This is a genomic window from Klebsiella sp. HC6 (assembly GCF_022605325.1).
Taxonomy (GTDB): Bacteria; Pseudomonadota; Gammaproteobacteria; order Enterobacterales; family Enterobacteriaceae; genus Klebsiella; species Klebsiella terrigena.
In genome coordinates, this window is the sequence record NZ_CP093276.1 from 4,968,086 (window position 1) to 4,980,146 (window position 12,061).

Below are 12,061 nucleotides of genomic sequence, written 5' to 3' on the forward strand. Positions count from 1 at the left end.
ATCTCTCAAATTCACGCCCTTGGGGTCTTATTCCTGCAGGCGACCTTCTATTGACCGTACTTCACGCGGTCAGCGTCTCACGGCGCAGCTATGATCGATTCTCATGAGTTTAGTTAAAAAAATCATAAAATAAATCATCACCTTACATACTTCACCTGCAGAGAATTTTGGGACATAGCACGAATCGTCCAGGGAACACAGGATAGCACTAAACCAGGATATGCTTAACCAGCATTTTACCCCGTCAAAGCGTAACAAAAGAGAAAATATTATGTTTTTTAATAACATAAAAAATGCTCCCCGCCGCCCCGTGCGCTTCACACTTTTCGGCCCCCGCGCTGCGGATAAAAACGGAAGCTTCCCGCCGAACGAAATATTATATTCGGACTGTGACAATAAATATTTTTCTCGTAAGTAAAGATAAATCTTAAACCATCCGTGGATAAAAGTGAGAGGCGCTTAACTATATATAATAATATTTACTGATGACAGCGGGGAAATATTTGTTAAACTAGCCTTCAGTTAACCATTCCAGCTTAATATTATGCGAACTTTCGTTATATTTCCGCTTATCATGATCGCCGCGCTTTCAGGCTGTCAGCAGAATCGCTCCTCAACGTTAAGCCCTGGCGTCAGCAGCGAGGCGCAGCTTGAGCAGCTCTCGTCGGTGGCCGCAGGCGCCCGCTACCTGAAGAACAAATGCAATCGCAGCGATCTGCCCGCAGATGAAGCCCTCACCCAGGCCGCGTGGAATGTCGGGAAAAAAAGAGGATGGGGAAATATCGATTACGCAACCCTGGCGCAGCGCAGCGCGCAGATGTATCAACAGCTGCAGCAGGACAGCACTCCGGAAACAACCAAATGCAGTCAGTTTAATCGCCAGCTGGCACCCTTTATTGCCGGATTAGGTCGCGAATAAAATGTCGCGGCCGGTTATTTTGCGTTTTATTGGCGCCTAATTTATTGCCCCTGTGGACTATCCGCAATAATACCTCCCGGCCAGTCATCCAGCGCCGCCAGAGTAAACGTATTGCCCTTAAAGCTAAACACGGTTAAATCCTGCTGAATCTGCTCAATCACCAGATTCGGCAGCGGCGATTGCCCCTCCTGCCAGCTTTGACCGTTGATAACAATCGTGCGCTTATCCTCGCTCGAGGCGTAGATATGCGCGCTGTAGCGTAATGCCGGTAAATAATCCTCCTCCAGCAGGTTCTCCTCCTCGACCCTAGCCTGCGCCTTTTGCCTGGGCGGAGCAGATACCGGTGCGGAGGCCGCCTGCTGCGGTGCTGGCTGGCTAAGCGGCACCAGCGCCGCGTGCGCCACCGGCACCAGCGGCTTTTGCGCGACCGGCGCATTTCGCCACTGCTCGCCGCCAAACCAGCCCAGCGCGATAAATAGCGCGGCGTAGAGCGGAACGGTAAGCCAGGGAACCTGCACCATTGTACCAACCATCACCGGCGATCCCGCGTCCCGGACGCTCACTGCGGGCATCGGGCACTCTTCATCATGGCGAATCATCACACCCTTTCTCCTGATAGCGAAAGAATCGCAGCCCGACGCCGAGCGCCGGGCTGCCTGACCCCGTTAGTGCAGGTCAGCTAAAGAGATGCTTTATTTGCTGCTTACCGGCAGGCCCGCGCCCTGCACGTCGCCCTGCGGTTTTTCCAGCACCGCGACGGACCAGGCCGGCAGCGTAATCGCGCCATCGGCAGCGATCTCGACGCCGTTCGCCAGCGATCCCTCTCCCGCCGCCTGCTGAATGGCGCTCAGCTGCAGGTTTTCACCATTGAAATCATGGAGGGTCCGGCTCTCAGGCGCCGCGTTGATCGCCACGACCAGGCCATCCACCCGGCCATCGAGGCTTGCGCCCGCCTGGACGCCGTCATCGATGGTCATGATCAGCAGGCCAGCCAGCGAGTCGGCGCCGGTATTGCGGAAATCGACGCGCTTCATCACCGCGCTGCCGTCACCTAAGGTGAAGAGCGGGGATGATTTGCGCAGCTGGGTCAGCTCCTGGTAGAACGCGGTCATCTGCTGCAGCTCCGGCTCACCGGGCGTCGCCACCATCTCCTTAACGCGGGAAATCAGATCGTAATTGCTGCCGTCATCGCTGCTGCGCGGCATCCCGACGTTAAAGTTGTTGTCCTGCATGGCGTAATCGACGCGGTTAAACCAGTCACCGGAATCATAGGAGTCGCGGGTGAAGGATTTAGAGCGCAGCAGCTCCGAACCCTGCTGATCGAAGGCGATCCCCTGGCCCAGCATCACCGTCGCCAGCGATACCGCCTGCATCCGCACGCGGGTATTGAGGTCGGCCTCCTGCGCGGCTTTGTAGCTGATCATGTCCCACAGGGTCTGGTTATCGTGCTTCGACACGTAGTTAACAACCTCCGTCGGGTCAGCCGCATAGCCCCCCGGCGCGCCGTTGTAGTCGATCTCGCTGCCCTTTTTCACCGCGCCGTCTTTATCGATCATCACAAAGTCGGCAAGGTTGCCGGCCATGCCCAGACGCGTCAGATCGGCAAGGTGGCGCACCGTATCTTCGTTCTGGCTGGTGAGCTCGTTAGGCAATACGCCGGCGCCGCTGCCGATCCCCTGGTTCTGACGCAGCGCGTCGCCGGAGTCAAACGGACCGCCGCCGCGCACCGAGTCGCGCAGACGATCGGAGAAGGTCCCGATCCCGCTGCCCTTGAGATTGATCTGCGAAGCGATTTCAAAACGGTCGCTCTGCCCGGAGTCCCAGCCTTCACCGAAGAAGTAGATATCCGGATTTAAGCTCTTCATCCGCTCCCACGCCGAGAGGATCTGCGCTTTCGGGTGATAGCCCATCAGGTCGAAACGGAAGCCGTCAATTTTGTAATCGGTGGTCCATACCGCCAGCGAGTCGGCGATAAGCTTGGCGAACATCCGATGCTCCGGCGCGGAGTCCGAGCAGCAGGTCGCCGATTCCACGCTTCCGGTGGTTTCGTTCAGACGCTGATAGTACCAGGGGACGATTTTATCCAGCACCGAAGTCCGGTCAGTTGGTCCGGCGGCGTTGGTGTGGTTGTACACCACGTCCATGATCACGTTCATTCCCAGATCCTGCTTAATCGCCTGGATCATGGTCCGGAACTCTTTGATCCGCGCGGTACCTTCCGGGTTAGTGGCGTAAGAGCCTTCCGGCACCGTGTAGTGGAACGGATCGTAGCCCCAGTTGTAGGAATCGGTCTGCGCCACCAGGCTATTCAGCGCCTGAACCTGCGGGTTATCCTGGCTATCGCTTTGCTTCAGCTGATTAAGCACCTCTTCCACCGTCGAACCGCTGGCGCAGTAGGCGGCAAATTCGCTGCTCTTCACCGCGCTGTTGACTTCGCAGAGGTGGCTGAACGGCTGCTGGATGTCGGCAACTTTATCGCTGAACTCGTTGACCGTCGCCAGATCGAACACCGGCAGCAGCTCAACGTGGGTCACCCCGGAGGCGGAGAGCTTTTTCAGGTGCTGCACCATATTGCTGTCCTGAGCGGTGAGCGCCAGATACTTACCGCGCAGCTCGGCCGGAACGGTGCTGTCCCAGGCAGAAAGGTCGCGAATATGCGATTCATGAATGGTCATCTTCGCCAGATCGGCTTTGGTTTTCTGCGCGTGAGGCATCGCCAGGCTATCCCAGCCGTCGGGCTTGAGCGCGCTGTCGTTCAGATCGACAACCTGGCTGTACTCCGAATTGGTGGAGAGGCTATGGGCGTACGGGTCGGTCACTTCGTACTGTTCAACCTTGCGCGACTGCGGGTGGTAAACCGTCAGCGCATAGCGGTAGAAGGCCCCCTTCAGATCGCTTCCGCCCTGCCATGCCCAGGCGCCCGAGGCCGCGTCGCGGGTCATCGGATGGCTGGCAAGCACCTTTTTATCGGCGCTATACAGCACCAGATCGACCTGCTGCGCGGTCGGCGCCCACAGGCGGAAATTAACCCCGCCATCGCTCACCTGCGCCCCGTAGCTGAGGGCCTCCGCCGGCGGCGCGTAGACGTCGTCCAGCACGCCCGCCGTCTGCACCTGGGTGGCGGAGATCAGAATGCCGTCCTTCTCGGCGGCGATCGCCACCGTTTCGCCCTGCAGCAGCTCGTCAACCGGCGCATTATCCGGAAGCTTAAACGCGGCGTAGCTGGAGAGCTGCGGGAAGCGCATGCTCACCTGCTGGCTGACGGTGGTGGGAGTCAGGTTCAGATAGCGGTCGGTAAATTTGCCCTCGCTATCGGCGGCCACTTTGCTGCTGTGGCTGTAGTACAGGCGAACGATCGGTTTGCCCTCACCACCCGGCCACAGCAGAGTGGTCTTGTCGACCCAGTGGGCCTCGGCAAGCGCCACGCCAAACGCGGCGCGAAACGCATCCGCGCGGGTATCATACAGCGAGCTGCTGCCGGCGATAACCGAGACCGTGCGGTCGGTAAAGTCGCCGAACGACACGCGCAGATCGCTATCGATCAGCTTGTTGGTGCCGTCTCTGACGATGACGTTAATACAGCCGCTCTCTTTATTGAGCGGAATCACCCAGTACGGGCCGTATTTATCGCTGCCGCTCGGCGTGGTGCTGACATCATTCCAGTCCGCCACCGGGGCGCTTAGCGCGTCGCAGGTTTCGTTATTCCACAGATAGAGATTGCGGGTGCTGTAATCGGCGGGTGTCGTGCCGGTTATGCCAGCAATATCAACCAGATGAATGACCGCCTGCTGAGAGGAAGCCGTGGCAGCTTCACCGGGAACCGCCACATCGGGTAAACGAACGACGACGTCCTGATTATCGGGCGTGTCGGGTGAGCCAGAGGAAGAAGATGAAGAACTATTATCGCAGCCGCTAAGTAAAACCAACGAGCCAAGGAATAGGGCATTACAGGTATATCTGAGCATTCGATAGTCCCTAATATGCTTAATAAATTATGAAAGGTAAGAAAAGATGTTTATCTGTAAAGCGCCGCAATTAGATATTTTTGTTTTCAGCGATTCAATCATCCATTAGCAATTAATGGGGGGGCGTAGGCGGCCGGGGGAGTAAAAATAAAAAGGGAATGACGACCCGGATAGCGAAACTCATTATGCTTTGCGGCGACTCACCGAGAATTTCGCAATAAAAGATTTAAATATAAAAAGCCACCCACCAATACAGGTAGGGGATCGCGACCGCCCCGGGGAAAACAGGATGAGAAAAAGAATTAAAATACCTTTTTCTGTGATGAGGTTAACACTAACAAATAAAACGATAATTAACAACGCGCCTCATATTGTGATGTTCGTCATGTTATTACCTATTGCTCAGCAGCTCGCCAAATTAAGCTGGCGAATTATATTCCCTGTAGACTCTGCGGCTATGACGATTAACGCCGCGGCGGTTTTACCTTCCCCGGCGGCTATTCGGCCTGACGAATTAGCGCCGTTTACGCTATTTGGCAATGCGCAAAAAGCGCCGCCGCCAGCGGGCGGTTCAGCCGACGGTAAAACCCTGGCCGAGGCGCCACTCTCCGCCCTCAAGCTGCGGATCACCGGCCTGCTCGCCAGCAGCGATGCCGCACGTTCAATTGCCATCGTAGCGAAAGGGAATCAACAGGTTAGCCTGGGCGTTGGCGACAGCACTCCGGGTAACGAAGCCAAAATAGTCGCCATTCTTAACGATCGCCTGATCGTTAACTATCGCGGCAGGAACGAAGCGATACCGCTCTTTGACGACGCTGGCGCAGCGGTGAAATCCGCTCCGACGCCGCCGGCGAAAGAGTGGGTTAAGCAGGTACGCGAGCGGCCGCAAAATATTCTCAACTATCTCAATATTTCCCCGATTATGGTCAATGAGCAGCTCAGCGGATATCGACTTAATCCGGGAAAAGACCCCACTCTTTTTCGCCAGGCCGGATTACAGGAAAACGATCTGGCGGTCGCTCTGAACGGTCTCGATCTCCGCGATCGGCAGCAGGCTCAGCAAGCATTAAAACAGCTCCCCGAGCTTAGCGAAATAACGCTGACCGTCGAACGCGACGGCCAGCGGCAGGATATCTATTTAGCCTTGAGGGATGAATAATTGCGCAGCACCCTAATTTTCCGCCTGCTTTTTACGCTGCTGATGATATTCAGCGCGCTGTTATTCAAACCCGCCGCTGCGGAAGAATTCTCCGCCAGCTTCAAGGGTACGGATATTCAGGAATTTATTAATACCGTCAGCAAAAACCTCAATAAGACGGTCATTATCGACCCCAGCGTACGCGGCACAATTACCGTTCGCAGCTACGATATGCTCAATGAAGAACAATATTATCAGTTCTTCCTCAGCGTGCTGGACGTCTACGGCTTTGCGGTTATCAATATGAATAACGGCGTGCTGAAGGTGGTGCGCTCAAAAGATGCCAAAACCGCGGCGGTGCCGGTGGCCAGCGACGCCTCCCCGGGCGTGGGCGATGAGGTGGTGACCCGCGTGGTGCCGCTAACCAACGTTGCCGCTCGCGACCTCGCGCCGCTGCTGCGACAGCTCAACGACAACGCCGGGGCCGGCAGCGTGGTGCACTACGAGCCGTCCAACGTGCTGCTGATGACCGGGCGCGCGGCGGTGATTAAGCGCCTGCTGACCATCGTCGAGCGGGTTGATAACGCCGGCGATCGCAGCGTGGTGACGGTCCCGCTCTCCTGGGCCTCCGCCGCCGACGTGGTCAAGCTGGTGAATGAGCTGAACAAAGACACCAGCAAATCCGCGCTCCCCGGTTCGATGGTGGCGAACGTGGTCGCCGACGAGCGGACCAATTCGGTGCTGGTGAGCGGTGAACCGAACTCCCGCCAGCGCATCATCACCATGATCCGCCAGCTCGACCGCCAGCAGGCGGTGCAGGGAAACACCAAGGTTATCTACCTCAAGTATGCCAAAGCCGCCGATCTGGTGGAGGTGCTAACCGGCATCAGCAGCAGCATGCAGAGCGAAAAGCAGAGCGCAAAGCCGGTGGCGGCGCTGGATAAAAACATCATCATCAAAGCCCACGGCCAGACCAACGCGCTGATCGTGACCGCCGCCCCGGACGTCATGAACGACCTCGAGCGGGTCATCGCCCAGCTGGATATTCGCCGTCCGCAGGTGCTGGTTGAAGCGATTATTGCCGAGGTTCAGGACGCCGACGGCCTCAATCTGGGCGTGCAGTGGGCCAATAAAAATGCCGGCATGACCCAGTTCAACAACAGCGGGCTGCCGATCTCAACGGCCATTGCCGGCGCCAACCAGTACAACAAAGACGGCACGGTCACCAGCTCGCTCGCCAGCGCCCTGAGCTCCTTTAACGGCATCGCCGCCGGGTTCTACCAGGGGAACTGGGCGATGCTGCTCACCGCCCTCTCCAGCAGCAGCAAAAACGATATTCTCGCCACCCCCAGCATCGTCACCCTCGACAACATGCAGGCGACCTTTAACGTCGGCCAGGAGGTGCCGGTGCTCAGCGGCTCGCAGACCACCTCCGGCGATAACATCTTCAATACCGTCGAACGCAAAACCGTCGGCATCAAGCTGAAGGTCAAGCCGCAGATTAACGAAGGGGACTCGGTGCTGCTGGAGATCGAGCAGGAGGTCTCCAGCGTCGCCGACTCCGCTTCCAGCACCAGCTCGGATTTAGGCGCCACCTTCAATACCCGCACGGTGAACAACGCGGTGCTGGTTGGCAGCGGCGAAACCGTCGTCGTGGGCGGGCTGCTGGACAAAAGCGTCACCGACTCCGCCGATAAGGTGCCGCTGCTCGGCGATATCCCGGTGATTGGCGCCCTGTTCCGCTCCACCAGCAAAAAGGTCTCCAAACGCAACCTGATGCTGTTTATCCGTCCGACCATCATTCGCGACCGCGACGGTTACCGGCAGGCCTCTTCGGGTCAGTACACCGCCTTTAACGACGCGCAAACCAAACAGCGCGGCAAAGACGGCACGGAAGCGTCGCTGAACGATGACCTGCTGCATATCTACCCCCAGCAGGATACCGCCGCGTTTCGCCGGATCGGCGCCGCCATCGACGCCTTCAACCTGGGAGGCCAGCCGTGACGCCGCTGGCGGAGAGCCGCCCGCTGCTGCCTTTCGTCTACGCCCGCGCCCACGGCATTATCCTGCTGAGCGACGGCGAGACCTGCGCCGTCCGCTGCCTCGCCGAGGCGCCGACGGCGGCGCTGCTTGAGGCGCGCCGGGTAGCGGACAGGCCGATCGAGGTCCAGCGGCTGGCCGCCGACGAGTTCGAGAAGCTGCTGGTGCTCAGCTACCAGCGCGATTCGGCGGAAGCCCGGCGCATGATGGCCGACATCGGCAACGAGCTGGATTTATACACCCTCGCCGACGAGCTGCCCGACACCGACGATCTGCTGGATAGCGAGGACGATGCGCCGATTATCCGCCTGATCAACGCCATGCTGACGGAGGCTATCAAAGAGCAGGCCTCGGATATTCATATCGAAACCTACGAGCGCCACCTGCAGATCCGCTTTCGCGTCGATGGCGTGCTGCGGGAGATCCTCCGCCCGCAGCGTCGGCTTGCGGCCCTGCTGATTTCGCGCATTAAGGTGATGGCCAACCTCGACATCGCGGAAAAGCGTATTCCGCAGGATGGCCGCATGGCGCTGCGCATCGGCGGGCGCGCCGTTGACGTGCGCGTCTCGACGCTGCCCTCCGGCCACGGCGAGCGCGTGGTGCTGCGCCTGCTGGATAAAAACAGCGTCAACCTCGACCTGCTGACCCTCGGGATGCCGCCCGCGCTCCTGCAGCAGGTCGATGAGCTGATGGCCCGCCCGCACGGCATCATTCTGGTCACCGGCCCTACTGGTTCGGGCAAAAGCACCACCCTGTACGCCGCCCTCAGCCGGCTGGACGCTCGCGAGCGCAATATTATGACCATCGAAGACCCCGTCGAATACGAGCTGGAAGGGATCGGCCAGACCCAGGTCAACCCCAGGGTGGAGATGACCTTTGCCCGCGGGCTGCGCGCCATTTTGCGCCAGGACCCTGACGTGGTGCTGGTGGGCGAGATCCGCGACGGCGAGACGGCGCAGATTGCCGTGCAGGCCTCCCTCACCGGCCACCTGGTGCTCTCCACGCTGCATACCAACAGCGCGCTGGGAGCAATTTCGCGCCTGCAGGATATGGGCGTGGAGCCTTTTCTGCTGTCAACCTCGCTGCTGGCGGTGCTGTCGCAGCGCCTGGTGCGCCGGCTCTGCCCGCACTGCCGTCGTCCGGGGCAGGCGGATGAGGAAACGGCGATACGGATGGGCGTCCCGGCCGGTACGACCCTGTGGCACGCCGCAGGCTGCGCGGAGTGCGGCTTCACCGGCTATCGCGGGCGTACCGGGATCCACGAGCTGCTGCGGGTTGACGATCGGGTGCGGATGGCAATCCACCGCGGAGAAAACGAATTAACGCTGGGCCAGCGGCTAGGGGCGGACTATATCACCCTCCGTCGCGCCGGACTGGAGAAGGTGCTGAGCGGAATAACCAGCTGGGAAGAGGTGGTCAGGGTGACCGAGCAGCATGCGGCGCAGGGGGACCAGGATGGCCATTTTTAGCTACCGGGCGCTCGATGAGCGCGGCAGGACGCAGCGCGGCGTACAGCAGGCGGACTCCGCCCGCCACGCCCGCCAGCTGCTGCGGGAAAAGGGCTGGCTGCCCGTTGAGGTCGACGCCGCTGAAGGCCGCGCGCGCGGCGGCAGGCATTCGCTGCTGACGCGGCGCACCGGCGCCGGCGACCTCGCCCTCCTCACCCGCCAGCTGGCGACGCTGGTGGCGGCCGCGATCCCGCTGGAAAAAGCGCTGGACGCGGTGGCGCAGCAGTGTGAAAAAGCGCACCTGAAAACCCTGATGGCCGGCGTGCGCGGCAAGGTGCTGGAAGGTCATACCCTGGCGGAGGCCATGCGCGGCTATCCGGCCTGCTTCGACCGCCTGTACTGCGCGATGGTCGCCGCGGGCGAAACCTCCGGGCACCTTGCCGGCGTGCTTAACCGGCTGGCGGACTATACCGAACAGCGCCAGCAGCTTCGCGCCCGCCTGCTGCAGGCCATGATCTACCCCATCGTGCTGACGCTGGTCGCCATCAGCGTGATCGCTATTCTGCTCTCCACGGTGGTGCCGAAGGTCGTCGATCAGTTTATTCATCTCAAGCAGGCCCTGCCGTTTTCCACCCGCCTGCTGATGACCATGAGCGATATCATCCGCAGCGCCGGCCCCTGGCTACTGCTGGCGCTGCTGGCGGGCGGGCTGCTGCTGCATTACGCCCTGCGCCAGCCCGCGCGGCGGCTCATCTGGCATAGACAGCTGCTGCGCCTGCCGCTGATTGGCCGGGTGGCCCGCAGCATCAACAGCGCCCGCTACGCCCGCACCCTCAGCATTCTGAACGCCAGCGCCGTCCCGCTGCTGCCGTCGATGCGCATCAGCGCGGAGGTGTTAAGCAACACCTGGGCACGCCGCCAGTTGGAAACCGCCGCCGAGTCGGTGCGCGAAGGGATCAGCCTGCACCGCGCCCTCGAAGCCACCGCCCTCTTCCCGCCGATGATGCGCTACATGGTTGCCAGCGGCGAACAGAGCGGCGAGCTCAACGGCATGCTCGAGCGCGCCGCCGATAACCAGGACCGCGAGCTGAGCGCGCAAATTCAGATGGCGCTCAGCCTGTTTGAGCCGCTGCTGGTGGTGGCGATGGCCGGGATGGTGCTGTTTATCGTGCTGGCCATTCTGCAGCCGATCCTGCAGCTCAACACTCTTATGAGTATGTGATTGTAATAATGGAGAAAAAAATGCAACGACAGCGTGGATTCACCTTACTGGAGATTATGGTGGTGATTGTCATTCTCGGCATTCTTGCCAGCCTGGTGGTCCCTAACCTGATGGGCAATAAAGAAAAAGCGGACCGGCAAAAGGTGGTCAGCGATCTGGTGGCGCTGGAGGGCGCGCTGGATATGTACAAGCTGGATAACAGCCGCTACCCCAACACCGAGCAGGGGCTCGCGGCGCTGGTCAGCCGTCCTGCCGCCGAGCCGCAGGCGCGTAACTATCCGGAAGGTGGCTATATCCGCCGCCTGCCGCAGGACCCGTGGGGCAACGACTATCAGCTGCTCAGCCCCGGCCAGCACGGCCAGGTCGACGTGTTTAGCGTTGGGCCGGACGGCATGCCGGATACCAACGACGATCTCGGCAACTGGAATATCGGGAAAAAATAGTGCACCAGCGCGGCTTCACGTTACTGGAGATGATGCTCATTTTGCTGCTGATGGGCGTTAGCGCGGGCATGGTGATGCTGGCGTTTCCGCCATCGCGCGAGAACGACCCGGCGCAGATCCTCGAGCGCTTCCAGGCACAGCTGAGCTTTGTCCGCGACCGCGGGCTGCAGACCGGCCAGTTCTACGGTATCTCGATTCACCCCGACCGCTGGCAGTTTATGCGGCTGCTGACCCCAGACGAGAGCGGCCAGGCTGGCGAAGCGGACGGCGGCGAGGAGGGCTCCCGCTGGCAGCCGCTGCAGATCGCGCGCGTCGCCACCTCGGGCAGCGCCGCCCTGGAACCGCTGGCGCTGAGCTTTCCCGATGGCGCCGCCTGGACGCCGGGCGAGCTGCCCGACGTTCTGCTGTTCCCCGGCGGGGAAGTGACCCCCTTTCAGCTGCATATCGGCCGCGATCTGGCGCTGGAGGTTGACGCCCGCGGCGGCGTGCAGCCCGCGCAGCGGGAGGAGAGCCCATGAAATCGCAGTCCGGAATGACGCTTATCGAAGTCATGGTCGCGCTGGTGGTCTTCGCCCTCGCCGGGCTGTCCGTGATGCAGGCCACGCTGCAGCAGACGAACCATCTCGGGCGCATGGAGGAGAAAACCCTCGCCGGGTGGCTTGCCGACAATCAGCTGATCCAGCTGAAGCTGGAAAACCGCTGGCCGGCGCTGAGCCCCTCGGAAACGACGGTCCAGGCGGCAGGCGGCAGCTGGCATATCCGCTGGCAGGGCGTCGAAACCGAGCTCCCGCAGCTGCGGGCGCTGGACGTCGAGGTCCGCCATGATAAAAGCGACAAGGCCCCGGTCTCCTCGCTGCGCACCTGGGTGACCCGGCCATGAAGAATG

10 protein-coding genes are annotated in these 12,061 nt (G+C 60.4%); 8 read left to right on the top strand and 2 right to left on the bottom strand.

Annotation, left to right across the window (positions count from 1 at the left end):
* The first annotated feature begins 544 nt into the window (after nt 1-544).
* Nucleotides 545-919 carry a type II secretion system pilot lipoprotein GspS gene (gene gspS / locus MMW58_RS24065; protein ID WP_133600614.1) on the top strand — a complete coding sequence of 125 codons (375 nt, stop codon included), beginning with the start codon at nt 545-547 and terminating at the stop codon, nt 917-919.
* A gap of 41 nt (nt 920-960) precedes the next feature.
* Here gspS and gspB read toward each other — a convergent pair whose 3' ends face one another.
* Nucleotides 961-1,521 (bottom strand): type II secretion system assembly factor GspB, encoded by a 561-nt coding sequence (gspB, locus tag MMW58_RS24070; RefSeq protein ID WP_371822946.1) that lies wholly within the window; start codon nt 1,519-1,521, stop codon nt 961-963.
* A 90-nt stretch (nt 1,522-1,611) separates the two neighbouring features.
* Nucleotides 1,612-4,884, bottom strand: a complete 3,273-nt coding sequence (gene pulA / locus MMW58_RS24075; protein WP_241722259.1) for a pullulanase-type alpha-1,6-glucosidase — start codon at nt 4,882-4,884, stop codon at nt 1,612-1,614.
* Between the two features lie 307 nt (nt 4,885-5,191).
* Here pulA and gspC point away from each other — a divergent pair, with 307 nt between their 5' ends.
* From gspC to gspI, 7 genes are read left to right on the top strand one after another with little or no spacing between them, the layout of a single operon-like run.
* On the top strand, nt 5,192-6,043 hold the full coding sequence (gene gspC, locus MMW58_RS24080; protein ID WP_241723777.1) for a type II secretion system protein GspC: 852 nt from the start codon (nt 5,192-5,194) through the stop codon (nt 6,041-6,043).
* Between the two features lie 42 nt (nt 6,044-6,085).
* Nucleotides 6,086-8,026 carry a GspD family T2SS secretin variant PulD gene (pulD, locus tag MMW58_RS24085; protein ID WP_133600800.1) on the top strand — a complete coding sequence of 647 codons (1,941 nt, stop codon included), beginning with the start codon at nt 6,086-6,088 and terminating at the stop codon, nt 8,024-8,026.
* Complete coding sequence (gene gspE / locus MMW58_RS24090; protein ID WP_159237404.1) at nt 8,023-9,531, top strand: type II secretion system ATPase GspE; 1,509 nt, start codon at nt 8,023-8,025, stop codon at nt 9,529-9,531. Before pulD ends, gspE begins: the two co-directional genes overlap by 4 nt.
* Entirely contained in the window at nt 9,518-10,732 is a 1,215-nt protein-coding gene (gene gspF, locus MMW58_RS24095) for a type II secretion system inner membrane protein GspF (protein WP_241722260.1), read from the top strand. Before gspE ends, gspF begins: the two co-directional genes overlap by 14 nt.
* A gap of 20 nt (nt 10,733-10,752) precedes the next feature.
* Nucleotides 10,753-11,175 (top strand): type II secretion system major pseudopilin GspG, encoded by a 423-nt coding sequence (gene gspG / locus MMW58_RS24100; protein WP_041144105.1) that lies wholly within the window; start codon nt 10,753-10,755, stop codon nt 11,173-11,175.
* Nucleotides 11,175-11,693, top strand: a complete 519-nt coding sequence (gene gspH / locus MMW58_RS24105; RefSeq protein WP_133600618.1) for a type II secretion system minor pseudopilin GspH — start codon at nt 11,175-11,177, stop codon at nt 11,691-11,693. The genes gspG and gspH overlap by 1 nt, the downstream gene beginning before the upstream one ends.
* Nucleotides 11,690-12,055, top strand: a complete 366-nt coding sequence (gene gspI, locus MMW58_RS24110; RefSeq protein ID WP_041144103.1) for a type II secretion system minor pseudopilin GspI — start codon at nt 11,690-11,692, stop codon at nt 12,053-12,055. Before gspH ends, gspI begins: the two co-directional genes overlap by 4 nt.
* Nucleotides 12,056-12,061 lie beyond the last annotated feature (6 nt).